General features: G+C 60.2%; 16 protein-coding genes. 5 read left to right on the forward strand and 11 right to left on the reverse strand.

Features of this window, described 5'->3' with window-relative positions:
* Positions 1-145: 145 nt before the first annotated feature.
* The 11 genes from ACUXV1_RS08485 to ACUXV1_RS08535 form a co-directional block, all read right to left on the reverse strand.
* On the reverse strand, positions 146-691 hold the full coding sequence (locus tag ACUXV1_RS08485) for a glutathione peroxidase (protein ID WP_039756336.1): 546 nt from the start codon (positions 689-691) through the stop codon (positions 146-148).
* A gap of 107 nt (positions 692-798) precedes the next feature.
* On the reverse strand, positions 799-1161 hold the full coding sequence (gene trxA, locus ACUXV1_RS08490; protein ID WP_043590839.1) for a thioredoxin: 363 nt from the start codon (positions 1159-1161) through the stop codon (positions 799-801).
* A gap of 137 nt (positions 1162-1298) precedes the next feature.
* Positions 1299-2501, reverse strand: coding sequence for a sodium/glutamate symporter (gene gltS / locus ACUXV1_RS08495; protein ID WP_019103841.1), 1203 nt, complete (start codon positions 2499-2501; stop codon positions 1299-1301).
* 149 nt (positions 2502-2650) lie between these two features.
* On the reverse strand, positions 2651-3595 hold the full coding sequence (locus tag ACUXV1_RS08500) for a class I SAM-dependent methyltransferase (protein ID WP_446015137.1): 945 nt from the start codon (positions 3593-3595) through the stop codon (positions 2651-2653).
* Positions 3596-3691: 96 nt separating this feature from the next.
* Complete coding sequence (gene coaD / locus ACUXV1_RS08505) at positions 3692-4219, reverse strand: pantetheine-phosphate adenylyltransferase (RefSeq protein WP_043590836.1); 528 nt, start codon at positions 4217-4219, stop codon at positions 3692-3694.
* Between the two features lie 180 nt (positions 4220-4399).
* Positions 4400-5371, reverse strand: coding sequence for a peptide ABC transporter ATP-binding protein (locus ACUXV1_RS08510; protein ID WP_043641146.1), 972 nt, complete (start codon positions 5369-5371; stop codon positions 4400-4402).
* Entirely contained in the window at positions 5368-6342 is a 975-nt protein-coding gene (locus ACUXV1_RS08515) for an ABC transporter ATP-binding protein (RefSeq protein WP_043590845.1), read from the reverse strand. The genes ACUXV1_RS08510 and ACUXV1_RS08515 overlap by 4 nt, the downstream gene beginning before the upstream one ends.
* A 10-nt stretch (positions 6343-6352) precedes the next feature.
* A complete protein-coding gene (locus tag ACUXV1_RS08520) occupies positions 6353-7267 on the reverse strand; it encodes an ABC transporter permease subunit (protein WP_446015138.1) in 915 nt (304 codons plus the stop codon).
* Between the two features lie 19 nt (positions 7268-7286).
* Positions 7287-8315 carry an ABC transporter permease subunit gene (locus ACUXV1_RS08525; protein WP_043590832.1) on the reverse strand — a complete coding sequence of 343 codons (1029 nt, stop codon included), beginning with the start codon at positions 8313-8315 and terminating at the stop codon, positions 7287-7289.
* A 557-nt stretch (positions 8316-8872) separates the two neighbouring features.
* Entirely contained in the window at positions 8873-10471 is a 1599-nt protein-coding gene (locus ACUXV1_RS08530; protein ID WP_043641141.1) for an ABC transporter substrate-binding protein, read from the reverse strand.
* A 161-nt stretch (positions 10472-10632) separates the two neighbouring features.
* Positions 10633-11754 carry a beta-ketoacyl-ACP synthase III gene (locus ACUXV1_RS08535; protein ID WP_446015140.1) on the reverse strand — a complete coding sequence of 374 codons (1122 nt, stop codon included), beginning with the start codon at positions 11752-11754 and terminating at the stop codon, positions 10633-10635.
* Positions 11755-12207: 453 nt separating this feature from the next.
* Between ACUXV1_RS08535 and iscR the strand changes: the two genes are divergently transcribed.
* The 5 genes from iscR (at position 12208) to hscB (ending at position 15332) form a co-directional block, all read left to right on the forward strand.
* Positions 12208-12687 (forward strand): Fe-S cluster assembly transcriptional regulator IscR, encoded by a 480-nt coding sequence (gene iscR, locus ACUXV1_RS08540; protein WP_043641136.1) that lies wholly within the window; start codon positions 12208-12210, stop codon positions 12685-12687.
* 32 nt (positions 12688-12719) lie between these two features.
* Positions 12720-13937 (forward strand): IscS subfamily cysteine desulfurase, encoded by a 1218-nt coding sequence (locus ACUXV1_RS08545; protein ID WP_043641133.1) that lies wholly within the window; start codon positions 12720-12722, stop codon positions 13935-13937.
* 61 nt (positions 13938-13998) lie between these two features.
* The gene (gene iscU / locus ACUXV1_RS08550) at positions 13999-14382 is read left to right on the forward strand and encodes a Fe-S cluster assembly scaffold IscU (protein ID WP_019102783.1); all 384 of its coding nucleotides are present in this window, start codon (positions 13999-14001) and stop codon (positions 14380-14382) included.
* Between the two features lie 17 nt (positions 14383-14399).
* Positions 14400-14723: an iron-sulfur cluster assembly protein IscA gene (gene iscA / locus ACUXV1_RS08555; RefSeq protein ID WP_019102784.1), complete on the forward strand. Its 324-nt coding sequence runs from the start codon at positions 14400-14402 to the stop codon at positions 14721-14723.
* 75 nt (positions 14724-14798) lie between these two features.
* The gene (gene hscB, locus ACUXV1_RS08560) at positions 14799-15332 is read left to right on the forward strand and encodes a Fe-S protein assembly co-chaperone HscB (RefSeq protein ID WP_081554847.1); all 534 of its coding nucleotides are present in this window, start codon (positions 14799-14801) and stop codon (positions 15330-15332) included.
* Positions 15333-15341 lie beyond the last annotated feature (9 nt).

The following is a 15341-nucleotide window of genomic DNA, read 5'->3' on the forward strand; positions in this document are numbered from 1 at the left end:
ACAACTGCGGGCCGCGCAGGGCAAACCCTTGATGCGGCAACGAATATCCATAAAGGGTATTTACCAACCCCCGCCCCATGTCCCGACTATCCATGAAAAACGGACCGGCGAAACGCCGGCCCGTTGTTGGATATACGTGCTTCCTCTAGTTTTTCACGCTCTCCGCCGGCTTTAGGTAAGGCAAGAAAGCATTGACCACTTCAGGATCATCCGGCTTGGTCCGCGTGCCTATGCTGACAACCTTGCTTGCGCCGGGCAGGATCAAATACTTGTGGAAGTTCCATACCGGAGCGTCGTCGGTGGCCTTGATCAAAGCTTTGAAGAACGGCTGCGCATCGGCGCCGCGCACATGCCCTTTTACAGCCATCGGAAAGGTCACGCCATAATTGGCTTCGCAGAACGCGCCGATCTCCTTATCGCTGTCCAGTTCCTGAAAGAAGTCGTTGCTGGGAAAGCCGACCACCATCAGACCGCGCTGCCCATAGGTCTGATACAACGATTGCAGTTGCTTGAACTGCGGCGTGAAGCCGCAGTGGCTGGCGGTATTGACCACCAGCAGCGGCCGATCCGCGTATTGGCATAGATTAATCTGGCCGCCCATCAGGCCCGGCACTGTGTAGTTCAACAAAGCCGGGCAAGCCGCCAGCACCGCCTGACTGCAAAAAATCAGCATTGCGCCCCATCGTTTCATTCGCGTCTCCTCGCTGCGCCATGTATTGATGGCAGACAAAATGATAAGGCAATGCTTGAAGCATTGCCTTATCTATTGTCCCGAGCACCGCATGCGGGCGTCTGCTGTCATTCCTGCTGGCTGGCGATGTCGGCCCGCACCTTGTCCATATCCAGTTCCCGCAGACCTTGAATCAACTGCTCAAACTGAGCGGCCATCATCGCCCCAGCCTGGTTGAATACCATGATGCCATCCTTGATGGCGATCAGCGTGGGTATGGAGCGGATATTGAAGTGGGCGGCCAGATCTCGCTCGTCTTCAGTATTGATCTTGCCGAACACGATGTCGGCGTGCTTTTCCGATGCGGCTTCAAAAGTGGGACCGAACATTTTGCACGGACCGCACCACGGCGCCCAAAAGTCGAGAATGACCAAGCCTTCCTCTTTCATATGGGCGTTGAAGTTGTCGGCGCTGAGGTTGATGTAAGCCATGGGGGTGTCTTTCGCTGTCTGAAGCGCCCGCCAACGGCGGGCTGTTGCAGCAAAGATAGGTACGCGCCCGCGGCATTGCAAGGCTATCGCCCAGTTGAATTTATCAATCCAGACGATAGCCGCTGTCGCCGCGATGCTTAGCCTATGAAGGGCAGCGCGAGGTAGAGCTTGATCACGATGGCGTTGACGATGTCAATGAAGAAGGCGCCAACCATGGGCACGACCAGGAAGGCCAGGTGCGAGGGGCCGAAGCGTTCGGTCACCGCCTGCATATTGGCGATGGCGGTGGGCGTGGCGCCCAGGCCGAAGCCGCAGTGGCCGGCGGCCAGCACCGCCGCGTCGTAATTGCGCCCCATCACCCGGAAGGTGACGAAAATCGCATACATCGCCATCGCCGCGGTTTGCGCCAGCAGTAGCACGAAGATGGGCAGCGCCAAGGCCGCTAAATCCCACAAACGCAGGGACATCAAGGCTAGCGCCAGGAACAGCGACAGGCTGACGTTGCCCAGCACCGATACTTCGCGCTCGAAGATTTGATACCAGCCCAAAGCCGCTAGCCCGTTGCTGATCAACACGCCGACAAACAGCACGCAGACGAAGGTGGGCAATTCCAGCGGCGTGCCTTTAAGCAGGCCGCCGAGAAAGGTGCCGCCCAACAGACAGACGGCGATCAGCGCCAGCGTCTCGATAAAGGAATGCGGAGTGATCAGACGTTGTGCGTCCGGCTGTTCGAAAGCCAGCGGCGGATCGTCGGCATTGTGCTCGGCGCCCGGGGCTTTGACTTTTTTGACCAGAAAACGCGCCACCGGGCCGCCGATTAGGCCGCCCAGCACCAACCCGAAAGTGGCGCAAGCCAGCGCCAGTTCCGACGCGGAGGCCAAACCGTACTTGGATGCAAAGGTGCCTCCCCAGGCCGCGCCGGTGCCATGGCCGCCGGACAAGGTAATGGAGCCGGCCAGCAGGCCCATCAATGGATCCAGGCCCAGCAGGCTGGCCAGAGCGATGCCAAGTGTGTTCTGCACCAGCAGCAGGCCAACCACCACCGCCAGGAAAACGCCAACTGTCTTGCCGCCCTGCCTCAGGCTTTTCAAATTGGCATTGAGGCCGATGGAAGCGAAGAAGGCCAGCATGAGCGGGGTTTGCAGCGAAGCGTCGAAGCGAACCTCGTTACCGGTCAGTTGACGGAACAGCAACAGCAGGGCGGCAATCAGCAAGCCGCCAACTACCGGCTCGGGGATATTGTAGGTGCGCAGCGCGCCGACATGCGCCACTAGTTTGCGCCCGAGCAGCAAAACCAGCGACGCGGCCACCAAGGTGCCGTAGAAATCCAGTTGAATCATCGAGTCTCCCTATTGTTTGATGAGCGAAGGCGCGCTTGATTCAGACTAGCAGCTGTCGGAATGTTGTCGCGCCCTGCAATACGATAGGCAACCCGGGGATAAAGTTCGGCCCCTAATTAATAGAGGCCTTATAGAGTGAATATCAACCGCTAGTCGCGACGAATCCGCCAGCATTGATGAATGGCGCGGTTGCGGAAGTCTTCCGGCACCGATTGCGCGCTGATGTCGCTGATGAGGTAATCGTCGGACAGTCTCTCGTCCAACTTGAAGCTGCGGAGATTATTGGAGAAGTACAAGGTGCCGCCCGGAGCCAGCAGCGCCATTGCGTAGTCAATCAGCCAGACATGGTCGCGCTGCACGTCCAGAATGTCGCGCATCTTCTTGGAGTTGGAGAAGGTAGGCGGGTCCATAACGATCAGATCAAACTGCTTGCCGGCATCCACGGCGTCTTCCAGGTACTGAAACACATCCGCCCGCACCAGTTCGTGCCGGGCAAGGTCCAGGCCATTGAGTTCGAAGTTACGGCGCGACCAATCCTGATAGGTATTGGACATGTCCACGGTTTCGGAGCGGATCGCGCCGCCGCAGGCTGCGTAGACAGTGAAGCTTCCGGTGTAGGCGAACAGATTGAGGAAACGCTTGCCGGCGGCTTCTTCCCTCACCCGCTTGCGGGTGTTGCGATGGTCCAGGAACAGGCCGGTATCCAAGTAGGCTTCGAGATTAACAATAAAGCGCTGACCGAACTCGTTGACGATAAAGTCGCAGCCCTGTTGCCCCGCTTTCTCATACTGGCTCACGCCTTTCTGGCGACGACGGTTCTTTAGCGTCACCGCCTCATGCGCAAGGCCCGTCACCGCGCACAGGCTGTCCACCACCGCGTTGATCCATTCGCGGTAAGCGTCGTCCTCCATCTCCCACCTCGTGTCGTACTCCTGCAGGTGGATGCGCTCGCCGTACACGTCCACCGCGAACGGGAACTGCGGCACGTCCTTGTCGTAGACTCGCCAGGCGTCCAGCCCCTGGCGACGCGCCCATTTGGCGTAGTGCTTGAAATTCTTGGCCAGGCGATTGGCGAATGGGCTGACGTCCAGCATGAGTCCTCGATATTGGCGATGGGCAAAACACAAAACAAACGCGCCGCTGACTGCAGGCGGCGCGCGAACGGATATCCAATTCTATTACAGCCGCGGCTATTCGGACGAATACATCTCGATCAGCTTGCTGTAAACCGGTTCCGGCAAGTATTGGCGAATCACGCTTTCCCAGCCCCTCGGCCCCACCAGGCCCTTGACCATCGTGGACGACACTTCGGCGTACTCACGCGGCGGCAGCAGGAAAATAGTGGTGATGTCCGGGTGCAGATCGGAATTGATATAGCGCATGGTGCGCTCGTATTCATAATCGCTGGCGGTGCGGATGCCGCGGATGATGTAGTTTGCGCCTATGCTTTGCGCGTAATTAACCAGAAACTGATTCTCGAACACATCCACCCGCAGCTTGCTGAAGCCGCCAGTGACGGCGCGCAACAAAGCCACTCGTTCCTCGACACTGAAGGTACAGTGTTTTTCCGGGTTCACTCCGACCGCTACGATCAATTCGTCAAACAGCTCCACCGCTTCACGAATCATCCAGAGGTGACCATTGGTCACCGGGTCGAAGCTGCCCGCGTACACGGCTCGCTTCAATTCTCGTTTTCCTTTGACTGTATGATGTGCCATGGCGAATGTATCGTGGTCGTTGGGGGCGGGTAAAGCAATTTTTGTGCATTGCGCAAAATGTTTCGCTTCCACCTGGACTATCCGCGGCAGAATCTGTCCATTTCACTCATTATCGGCAAAGCACCGCCAAAAAAAAGCAGGCCGCGCATGGCGGCCCGCTTACGGTCAAATCCTACCCAATCAGGCGTTGATCTCCTCGGCGCGATGACAAGCGATCATGCGCTGATCCAGTTCGCGTAATTCCGGTACCTCCTCCGCGCAACGCTGATTCGCGTGGGGGCAGCGCTTGTGGAAGGCGCAGCCCGACGGCGGCTTCAAGGGGCTGGGCAGCTCGCCCTCGATCTTGATCTTGATACGACGCTGCTCCGGGTGGATGGACGGCGTCGCCGACAACAAAGCCTGGGTATAAGGATGCAGCGGCCGCTCATAGACACGGTTCTTTTCCCCCACCTCCACCGCGCGCCCCAAATACATCACCATCAAGTCGTCGGCCACATGCTCAACCACCGACAGGTTGTGAGAGATGAACACATAGGCGGTTTTGAACTCGTCCTGCAGATCCATGAACAGATTGAGCACCTGGGCCTGGATAGACACATCCAGCGCCGAGGTAGGCTCGTCCGCCACAACGATCTTGGGGTTCAGCATCATTGCGCGGGCAATGGCGATGCGCTGACGCTGACCGCCGGAGAACATATGCGGATAGCGGAAAAAGTGCTCCGGCCGCAAACCAACCCGCTGCATCATACCGCGCACCTTTTCTTCGCGCTCCTTGGCGCTCAGCGAGGTGTTGATCAGCAAGGGCTCGGCCAGCTGACTGCCGATTTTCTGGCGCGGATTCAAGGACGCGTACGGGTTTTGGAACACCATCTGCACCTTGGTGCGCATGGCTTTCAATTCGGCCTTGCCAGCCTGGGCCGCATCCTGGCCGTCCAGCAGCAGAGAGCCCGAGGTCGGCGCTTCGATCAGCGTCAGCTGCCGCGCCAGGGTGCTCTTGCCGCAGCCGGACTCGCCCACCACCGCCAAGGTCTTGCCGGCCCGCAGTTCGAAGGAGACGCCGTTGAGCGCCTTGACTTGCGCCGAGGGCTTGAGAAAGCCTTGGGACACGTCGTAGTAACGGGTCAGATCCCGCGCTTGCAATACGGTGCTCATTTCGCCTCCTTGTCCAGCAACGGGTAGTGGCAGCGCACGGCGCCGCCCTCCACCGGGGTCAGGCCTGGACGCTGGGTCCGGCAGTTGTCCTTGACATAGGGGCAACGCGGCGACAACAGGCAGCCGCCGGGGCGGTCGTACTGCCCCGGCACAATGCCGGGCAAGGTGTTCAGGCGATGCGCGCCTTTGCTGTGTTCCGGAATCGACGACAGCAGCGCTTCGGTGTACGGATGGGCGGGATGATTGAACACGCCCGGCACCGCGCCCATTTCAGCCACCTGGCCGGCGTACATCACCGCCAGCCGGTGCGCCACTTCGGCCACCACCGCCAGATCGTGGGTGATCATGATCAAGGCCATGTTCTGGCTCTTTTGCAAGCTGACCAGCAGCTCCATGATCTGCGCCTGGATGGTCACGTCCAAAGCCGTGGTCGGCTCGTCGGCGATCAAGAGCTTGGGGCTACAGGCGATGGCCATCGCAATCACCACCCGCTGGCTCATGCCACCGGACAACTGATGCGGATAGGCGTTGAGCCGCGAGGCCGGCGCCGGAATCTCCACCAGTTCCATCAGTTCCAGCGCGCGCCGCTTCAGGGCCCCGCCGCGCAGGCCTTGATGCAGCTTCAGCACTTCCATGATCTGGTAGCCGACGGTGTAGCTGGGGTTCAGCGAGGTCATCGGGTCCTGGAAGATCATGGCGATATCCTTGCCGACGATCTTGCGGCGTTCGCGCGCGGAGATGGTCAGCAGGTTCTTGCCGTCGAAGCTCAGTTCATCGGCCACGATGCGCCCCTGACCTTCCAGCAGCCCCATCATCGCCATCATGGTGACCGACTTGCCGGAACCGGATTCGCCGACGATGCCGACGATTTCGCCCTGATTCACCGTCAGGTCCAGCCCTTCCACCGCGCGGAAGGGATTCTTTTCCGAACCGAACTCCACCGAGAGGTTCTTGATTTGCAGCAAACTCATTTCCATCCCCTCAAGCCGCGCGCTTCAGTTTCGGGTCCAGCGCGTCGCGCAGGCCGTCGCCCATCAAATTGATGGCGAGCACCGACAGCAAAATGGTCAGGCCGGGCAAGGTGACCACCCACCAGGCGCTTTCAATGTAATCGCGGGCCGATGCCAGCATGGTGCCCCACTCTGGAGTCGGCGGCTGCACGCCCAGGCCGAGAAAGCCCAGCGCGGCGATTTCCAGGATGGCCGAGGAAAAGCTCATCGTTGCGTGCACGATCAAAGGCGCCATGCAGTTGGGCAACACGGTGACGAACATCAGCCGCGGCAGGCCCGCGCCGGCCACGCGCGAGGCCGTAACGTAGTCGCGGTTCAGTTCGGTCATCGCTGACGCGCGAGTCAGCCGCACATAGGCCGGCAAGGCCACGGTGGCGATGGCTATCATCGCGTTCATCAGGCCGGGTCCGAGAATGGCCATGATGGCCACCGCCAGCAGCAGCGAGGGCAAGGCCATCATGATGTCCATCAGCCGCATGATCGCGCCGCCGAGGACCTTGGGAAAGAAGGCGGCCAAGAGGCCGAGCACCACGCCCGGCAGCAAGGCCATCAGCACCGAGCACAGGCCGATGAACAAGGACAAGCGCGCGCCGTGGATCAACCTCGACAGGATGTCTCGCCCCAGTTCATCGGTGCCGAACAGGAATTGCGTCGAGCCGCCGTCCACCCATGCAGGAGGCGTCAGCAAATGGTCGCGATATTGCTCGATTGGGCTATAGGGCGCCACCAGCGGCGCCAGCAGCGCACAGGAGGTAACGATCAACATGAAGATCAGGCCGGCCACCGCACCCTTGTTGTGGGAAAAACCCTGCCAGAACTCCTTGAACGGCGAGGGATAGGCCTGCGCCAGGTCCGGGCCGGCGTTGACTTGCGTAGTCTGAGTCATAAATCCACCTAACTGGCTGTTACTTGGCGTGACGGATGCGCGGATTGGCGATGCCGTACAGGATGTCGACGATGAAGTTGGTGAGGATCACCAGCGTCGCCACCATCAGGATGCCGTTCTGCACCACCGGATAGTCTCGGCGACTGATCGCGTCGATCAGCCATTTGCCTATGCCCGGCCAGGAAAAGATGGTTTCAGTCAACACCGCCCCGCCCATCAGCGTGCCCACTTGCAGGCCGATCACGGTCAGCACTGGAATCAGCGCATTGCGCAGGGTGTGGATGAAGATCACACGCGCCGGCGACAAGCCCTTGGCGCGCGCGGTGCGCACATAGTCCTCGCGCAGCACTTCCAGCATCGACGAGCGCGTCATCCGCGCGATGACCGCCAACGGAATCGTGCCCAGCACGATGGCCGGCAGAATCAGGTGCATCAAAGCGTTCTTGAAGGCGCCGGCGTTCACGTCCGGATCCGCGGCTTCCGCCATCCAGGAATCGATCAGCATGAAACCGGTATGCGGCGCGATGTCGAAGGTGAGGTCGACGCGGCCGGACACCGGGGTCCAACCCAGCTTGACCGAGAAGAACATGATCAGGATCAGGCCCCACCAGAAGATGGGCATGGAGAAGCCGGTCAACGAGATGCCCATCACGCCATGGTCGAACAGCGAGCCGCGCTTGATGGCGGCGATGACGCCGGCCAGCAGACCCAGCACTGTAGCGAAGATCAAGGCTGAAATCGCCAATTCCAGCGTGGCGGGGAACAGGGTTTTGAACTCGGTCCAGACTCCGGTCTTGGTGACTAGGGACTCGCCCAGATCGCCGTGCAGCAAATTGACCACATAGTCGAAGTACTGAGCGTACAGCGGCTTGTCCAGACCCAGGCGATGCAAGGCTTCGGCGTGCATTTGCGGATCGAGCGCGCGCTCGCCCACCATCACCTCCACCGGATCGCCCGGAATCATGCGGATCAAGCCGAAGGTCAGCAGCGTGATGCCGAAGAAGGTTGGCACCAATAAGCCCAACCTTCGCAGAATAAAGGAAAACATGAGGACTTCTCCCTTGCGCCGGCCCCGCTGGGCGACTGGGCGCAATACTCAACTTGAGACCCAGAGCGACGACGCTTTGCATGGCAAACAGCGCGCGACGGCTCTATTGCGTTTGGGGAGACGTTACCGGAATAGAACGGAGAAGAAGCAAGGAAAACAACAATGAAGAGCGCCGGAGCGATGGCATGCAACTGAACCACCCACCCACATCAGCTGCGCCACCGCTACGGCAAGTGCAAGATAGCACTCCTCGCCGCAAACGAGCTTGACCCAGGTCAAGCCTGACGCACAGCCTCTCCACGCTGTGACTGACTACCCTCTAACACCACCCAGTAGACGTTCCGCCGCCATCGGGCCCGCCGCCTCTTTGTGCGACTGGAAACCCAAGGCTTAGAGTAGCCGACAAAACCCCGCGCCGCGTCCTGGCGCGCCGGCGGCAGCTGCCGCCCGGCAACACATGCCAGTTCGCATCAGGGATTTCGCCAGCCGTTCTTTAATCAGGCAAAACATCGGGGGAACCAGCCCCCGATGTCGCTGTTTTTTTATTGTATTCCGGCTTACTTGACGCTAACGCCGTAGAAGGAGTTCAGGCCGAAGGGGCTGACCTTGAAGCCCTGTACCGATTTCAGCATCGGCTGATTCACGGTGGAGTGGGCAATCGTGGTCATCGGCACTTGCTGTTTGACGATCTCCTGAGCCTTCATGTACAGCTTGGTGCGCTCTGCCACGTTGGCGGTGCGCTTGCCTTTCTGGATCAGGTCTTCAAACGGCTTGTAGCACCACTTGGAGAAGTTGTTGCCGTTCATCGCGTCGCAACCGAACAGCACACCCAGCCAGTTGTCCGGATCGCCGTTGTCGCCGGTCCAGCCAATCAGCATGGAATCATGCTCGCCGGCCTTCGCGCGCTTGATGTACTCGCCCCACTCGTAGGAAGTGATCTTGGCCTTGACGCCGATCTTGGCCCAGTCGGACTGCACCATTTCCGCCATCAGCTTGGCGTTGGGGTTGTACGGACGTTGCACCGGCATCGCCCACAGGCTCAGTTCGAAGCCGTTGGGATAGCCGGCCTTGGCCAACAGCGCCTTGGCCTTGGCCACATCGTAAGGCGCGTCTTTCAGGCTCTTGTTGTAAGACCACTGGGTCGGCGGCATCGGGTTGGTGGCCGGCTGGCCGGCGCCCTGGTACACCGCGTCGATGATGGCCTTCTTGTTGATCGCCATGTCCAGCGCCTGACGCACTTCCAACTTCTCCAGCGGCTTGTGCTTGACGTTGTAGGCCAGGTAGCCCAGGTTGAAGCCCGGCTGCGCGGTCACCGACAGCTTGGGGTCGGCCTTCATCGCGGCCAGGTCGGTCGGACGCGGGTTGACGGTGATCTGGCACTCGCCGGCCTTCAGCTTCTGATAACGAACCGAAGCGTCGGTGGTGATGGCGAACACCAGGTTGTCCACTTTCGGACCGTCAGCCTTGTTCCAGTATTCTTTGTTGGCGGCGAAGCGGATCTGCGCGTCTTTTTGATAGCGCTTGAAGATGAACGGGCCCGTGCCTACCGGCTGCTGATTGATCAACTGCGGCTTGCCGGCCTTGAGCAGTTTGTCGGCGTACTCGGCGGATTGCACCGAGGCGAAGCTCATCGCCAGGTTCTGCAGGAAAGCGGCATCCAGGCTCTTCAGCGTGAACTTGACGGTGTTGGCGTCGACTTTCTCGACCTTGACGATATTGGTGTCCAGACCCATATCCGTGAAATACGGGAATTCGGTCGGATAGGCTTTGCGGAACGGATGGTTCTTGTCGACCATGCGGCTGAAAGTGAATACCACATCGTCGGCGTTGAATTCGCGGGTCGGCTTGAAGTAGTCGGTGGTCTGGAACTTCACGCCCTTGCGCAGGTGGAAGGTGTAGCTCAGGCCATCTGCCGCCACGTCCCACTTTTCGGCCAGCGCCGGCACAACCTTGGTGCCGCCGCGCTGGAATTGCACCAGGCGGTTGAACACGGTTTCGGCGGACGCGTCGAAATCGGTGCCGGTAGTGTATTGGCCGGGATCGAAGCCGGCCGGGCTGCCTTCGGAGCAGTACACCAGGGTGCCTGCGGCCTGAGCGGCCATCGCGGTCCCGGCGATCAGGCCGGCTGCCAGCAGCGCTTTCTTGACAGTTTGCATCTTTATTTCCTTTCCCTTGTACAGACTCATCGGTCTTTCTTGTCAACGGGACCTAAGCCCGCCATGGGGGGATACATTATGCAGAGAGGACGCTTTTGACAAGCGTCCTCTGCTTTTTTCTGCCAAGGGCTCTCCGCGCTAGGACTATTTTTTCCGGCTTATCAGATTTTCCTCAGCACAACGCTGCCCACCGAATAGCCCGCGCCAAAAGATGAAATGACGCCAACATCTCCGCCCGCCAGATCGTCGGAATGCAGATGGAATGCAATAACGGAACCGGCGGAACTGGTGTTGGCGTAACGGTCCAGAATCACCGGCGCCTCATGGTCGCCTGCGTCGCGGCCCAACACGCGCCGGGAAATCAGCTGGTTCATCGCCAGGTTGGCCTGGTGCAGCCAGAAGCGCGCCACCTCGGCAGGCGCGATGCCCAGGCTCTCCAAATGCGCGGCGATATGATCGCCCACCATAGGGCAGACTTCCTTGAACACCTTGCGGCCCTGCTGTACGAAAAGCTTGTCCGGCTGGCCAATTCCCGCCTCGTCGCAACGATTGAGGAAACCGAAGTTGTTGCGGATATTATTGGAGAACACCGTGGCTAGCTTGCTGCCCAACACCTCGTAGCGCTGCGCCGAGCTTGCCGCATCGGCTCGCTCCAACACCACCGCGGTGCAGGCGTCGCCAAAAATGAAGTGGCTGTCTCTGTCGCGGAAATTCAGGTGTGCGGAACAGATTTCCGGGTTCACCATCAACACCGCGCGCGCCTGGCCGCTGGCAATGGCGTTGACTGCGGTTTGAATACCGAAGGTGGCGGATGAGCAAGCCACGTTCATGTCGAAAGCGTAGCCCTGAATACCCAGCGCCTGCTGCACCTCGATCGATACCGCCGGATACGGACGTTGCATATTGGAGCAAGCGACGATGACCATATCGATGTCCGCCGCGCTTCGGCCTGCGCGTTCCAGCGCCTGCCGCGCGGCGGCCACCGCCATTTCCGCCTGGACCGACAGCTCGTCGTTGCCGCGCTCCGGCAAGCGCGGCGCCATTCTCGCCGGGTCCAACACCCCGCTCTTGTCCATGAGGAAGCGCTGCTTGATGCCGGAGGCCTTTTCGATGAACTCGGAGCTGGACTCGGCCAGCGGCTCCATCTCCCCAGCGGCGATCCGGTCCGCGTGTTGCTGATTGTGAGCGTGTACAAAGGCATTGAAAGCCGCGACCAGTTCCTGATTACTGACCGCGTGCGGCGGCGTGAACAAGCCGGTTCCGCTAATGACGACCTTGTGCATGAATTGTCCTTTTAGCCCCCCGTAACCCGGGTAAGTGTAGATTTTTGTTGCGGCGACGACAGTCCTTGCTGCCCCGCCCAAGCGGAAATAGCCCGCCCTGTCTCGGCCCGTCCTCGGACGATCCTTTCCGTCGCCGGATTCTACACCAAGCCCTTCATCTGAAAGTAATAAAACCGCAAACGCCGTCGCAGCGCGGCCCGCGGCCCTTCCCTCCTCTCCACGGCATGCGCCAACGGCTTTAATCGCCCCTCCCGCCCAAGTGGCGGCGCCCCGCCGGCCCCGTCGGCAAAACTACCCCTCCAACTAAAAACCGAGTAAAATGATCGGCTTTGCGCAAGCCGCCTTCTCTTGGCCCCGCCGATAATAGTTGACTAAAACAGTCGGATATTAGGTATAATCGTCTGCATCAGGAATTCATCCTCCTCCAAATACCCACTCTTGGAGACCAGAGACATGCGTTTAACCACCAAAGGCCGCTTTGCCGTCACCGCAATGCTGGACTTGGCATTGCGCGAGAGCGGCGGCCCGGTCACGCTAGCCGGCATTAGCGAGCGCCAAGGCATCTCGCTCTCCTACCTGGAACAACTCTTCGGCAAGCTACGGCGCGCCGAACTGGTGGACAGCGTACGCGGCCCCGGCGGCGGCTATACCTTGGCCAAGGCGCCGATCGATATTTCCGTGGCGGACATCATCACCGCCGTGGACGAACCAGTGGACGCCACCCAGTGCGGCGGCCGCGAGAACTGTCGCGGCAATCAGCGCTGCATGACCCACGATTTGTGGACCAATCTGAACGTCACCATTTTCGACTACCTGTCCAAGGTCAGCCTCGCCAGTCTGGTTGAGCAGCAAAAGGCCAAGGAAAACACTGTATTGCAGGATAAGCGCGAATGCAGCGTGGTTCACGCTTCTGCCGCCTCCAGCGCCCTGTAAGGCGCGGACCCATCTTCTTGTGGAGAATATAAATGAGCCAGCTCAAGCTTCCGATCTACCTCGACTACTCGGCCACCACGCCGGTAGACCCGCGCGTTGCCGACAAGATGATTCCCTATCTCTACGAAAAGTTCGGCAACCCGGCTTCGCGCAGCCACAGCTTCGGCTGGGACGCGGAGGAAGCGGTGGAGAACGCGCGCGCTGAAGTGGCCAAGCTGATCAACGCCGACCCGAAGGAAATCGTCTGGACCTCTGGCGCCACCGAGTCCGACAACCTGGCGATCAAGGGCGCCGCCCACTTCTACAAGAGCAAGGGCAAGCACCTGATTACCGTCAAGACCGAGCACAAGGCGGTGCTGGACACCATGCGCGAGCTGGAACGCCAGGGCTTCGAAGTCACGTATCTGGGCGTGCAAGACAACGGCCTGCTGGACATTGAAGAATTCAAGGCCGCCATCCGCCCGGACACCATCGTCGCCTCCGTGATGTTCGTCAACAACGAAATCGGCGTGATTCAGGATATCGAACAATTGGGTGAGATCTGCCGCGCCAACGGCGTGATCTTCCACGTCGACGCCACCCAGGCCCCGGGCAAAGTGGTCATCGACATGGAAAAACAGAAAGTGGACCTGCTCAGCCTGTCCGCGCACAAAGTGTACGGCCCCAAGGGCATCGGCGCGCTGTACGTGCGCCGCAAACCGCGCGTTCGCCTGGAAGCGCAGATGCACGGCGGCGGTCATGAGCGCGGCTTCCGCTCCGGCACCCTGGCCACCCACCAGATCGTCGGCATGGGCGAAGCCTTCCGCATCGCCCGCGAAGAGATGGACAGCGAGCGCGAACGCATCCGCATGCTGCGCGACCGCCTGTGGAACGGCATCAAGAACATGGAAGAGGTCTACATCAACGGCGACATCGACCAACGCGTGCCGCACAACCTCAACGTCAGCTTCAACTTCGTCGAAGGCGAAAGCCTGATCATGGCGATCAAGGAGCTCGCCGTGTCCAGCGGGTCGGCTTGTACCTCGGCTTCGCTGGAGCCGTCCTACGTACTGCGCGCGCTGGGCCGCAACGACGAAATGGCACACAGCTCGATCCGCTTCACGCTGGGCCGCTTCACCACCGAGGAAGAAATCGACTTCGCGGTGAATCTGCTAAACCAAAAGATCGGCAAGCTGCGCGAACTGTCCCCCTTGTGGGAAATGTTCAAGGACGGCGTGGATCTGAATTCGGTTCAATGGGCCGCCCACTAAGGGCGACAGCAATATCCAGCGCCGAGCCGGCAAGACCGGAACGGCGCTGAAGGAGACAATCATGGCATACAGCGACAAGGTAATGGATCACTACGAAAACCCGCGCAACGTGGGCTCTTTCGAAAAAGGCGACGACAGCGTGGGCACCGGCATGGTGGGCGCGCCGGCCTGTGGCGATGTGATGAAGCTGCAAATCAAGGTGAGCGAGGACGGCGTGATTCAGGACGCCAAGTTCAAGACTTACGGCTGCGGCTCCGCCATCGCCTCCTCCTCACTGGTAACTGAGTGGGTCAAGGGCAAATCGCTGGACGAAGCGCTGGAGATCAAGAACACCGCCATCGCCGAAGAACTGGCTTTGCCGCCGGTGAAGATTCACTGCTCCATCCTGGCCGAAGACGCGATCAAGGCCGCGGTCAACGACTACAAGCAAAAGCACGGCAAATAATCAGCGGGGACATCATCATGGCTATCACCCTTTCCGAACGCGCCGCCGCCCACGTCAGCGCCTTCATCGCCAAGCGCGGCAAGGGCTTGGGCATTCGTCTGGGCGTTAAGACCTCCGGCTGCTCCGGCATGGCCTACAAGCTGGAGTTCGTCGACGTGGCCAGCGACGACGACGTGACCTTTGAAAGCCATGGCGTCACCGTGTTCACCGATGCCAAGAGCCTGGCTTACATCGATGGTACCGAACTGGATTACGCCAAGGAAGGCTTGAACGAGGGGTTTCAGTTCAACAACCCCAACGTCAAAAACGAGTGCGGCTGCGGCGAAAGCTTCAACGTCTGACCCCGGCAGGCGGGCGCGCTTCGGCGCGGCCCGCCCGTCGTCCAACTGTAAGCTAGGTTTTCCGGCCCCGTCCCTATGAGCACCGATTTCAGCCAAGACTTCTTCTCCCTGTTCAATCTGCCGCGCCGCTTCGCCATAGACGGCTCGGCTCTGGAGCACGCCTGGCGCACCGCCGCGGCCCAGGTCCATCCCGACCGCTACGCCAGCAGTTCCGACGCTGAAAAGCGCAGCGCGCTGATGCAGGCCACCCGAGTCAACGAAGCCTACCAAACGCTGAAGTCGCCGTTGAACCGCGCCCGCTACCTGCTGACGCTCTCCGGAGTCGACACTCAGGAAGACACCAACACCCAGATGCCGGCCGCCTTCCTGATGGCGCAGATGGAGTGGCGCGAGAACATAGAAGACGCCCGCGCCGGGCGCGAACTCGAACGCCTGGAAACACTGTCGCGCCAGCTGCGGGACGAGAGCCGCGCGCATCAGACCGAATTGGAACAAGCGCTGGATCAGCGCGCCGACTTGGACGCCGCCGCGCTTCTAGTGCGAAAATTGCGGTTTTTGGAAAAACTGGACCAGGAAATCGGCGATGCCATCGAGGCTTTGCTCGACTGAGCTCCCGGC

This window comes from Chromobacterium sp. W521, assembly GCF_052805975.1.

What these genes read in the sequence shown, in the direction of transcription:
- ACUXV1_RS08485 (WP_039756336.1), bottom strand. Translation starts at nt 691, where the DNA reads ATGAAACGATGGGGCGCAATGCTGATTTTTTGCAGTCAGGCGGTGCTG.
- trxA (WP_043590839.1), bottom strand. Translation starts at nt 1,161, where the DNA reads ATGGCTTACATCAACCTCAGCGCCGACAACTTCAACGCCCATATGAAA.
- gltS (WP_019103841.1), bottom strand. Translation starts at nt 2,501, where the DNA reads ATGATTCAACTGGATTTCTACGGCACCTTGGTGGCCGCGTCGCTGGTT.
- ACUXV1_RS08500 (WP_446015137.1), bottom strand. Translation starts at nt 3,595, where the DNA reads ATGCTGGACGTCAGCCCATTCGCCAATCGCCTGGCCAAGAATTTCAAG.
- coaD (WP_043590836.1), bottom strand. Translation starts at nt 4,219, where the DNA reads ATGGCACATCATACAGTCAAAGGAAAACGAGAATTGAAGCGAGCCGTG.
- ACUXV1_RS08510 (WP_043641146.1), bottom strand. Translation starts at nt 5,371, where the DNA reads ATGAGCACCGTATTGCAAGCGCGGGATCTGACCCGTTACTACGACGTG.
- ACUXV1_RS08515 (WP_043590845.1), bottom strand. Translation starts at nt 6,342, where the DNA reads ATGAGTTTGCTGCAAATCAAGAACCTCTCGGTGGAGTTCGGTTCGGAA.
- ACUXV1_RS08520 (WP_446015138.1), bottom strand. Translation starts at nt 7,267, where the DNA reads ATGACTCAGACTACGCAAGTCAACGCCGGCCCGGACCTGGCGCAGGCC.
- ACUXV1_RS08525 (WP_043590832.1), bottom strand. Translation starts at nt 8,315, where the DNA reads ATGTTTTCCTTTATTCTGCGAAGGTTGGGCTTATTGGTGCCAACCTTC.
- ACUXV1_RS08530 (WP_043641141.1), bottom strand. Translation starts at nt 10,471, where the DNA reads ATGCAAACTGTCAAGAAAGCGCTGCTGGCAGCCGGCCTGATCGCCGGG.
- ACUXV1_RS08535 (WP_446015140.1), bottom strand. Translation starts at nt 11,754, where the DNA reads ATGCACAAGGTCGTCATTAGCGGAACCGGCTTGTTCACGCCGCCGCAC.
- iscR (WP_043641136.1), top strand. Translation starts at nt 12,208, where the DNA reads ATGCGTTTAACCACCAAAGGCCGCTTTGCCGTCACCGCAATGCTGGAC.
- ACUXV1_RS08545 (WP_043641133.1), top strand. Translation starts at nt 12,720, where the DNA reads ATGAGCCAGCTCAAGCTTCCGATCTACCTCGACTACTCGGCCACCACG.
- iscU (WP_019102783.1), top strand. Translation starts at nt 13,999, where the DNA reads ATGGCATACAGCGACAAGGTAATGGATCACTACGAAAACCCGCGCAAC.
- iscA (WP_019102784.1), top strand. Translation starts at nt 14,400, where the DNA reads ATGGCTATCACCCTTTCCGAACGCGCCGCCGCCCACGTCAGCGCCTTC.
- hscB (WP_081554847.1), top strand. Translation starts at nt 14,799, where the DNA reads ATGAGCACCGATTTCAGCCAAGACTTCTTCTCCCTGTTCAATCTGCCG.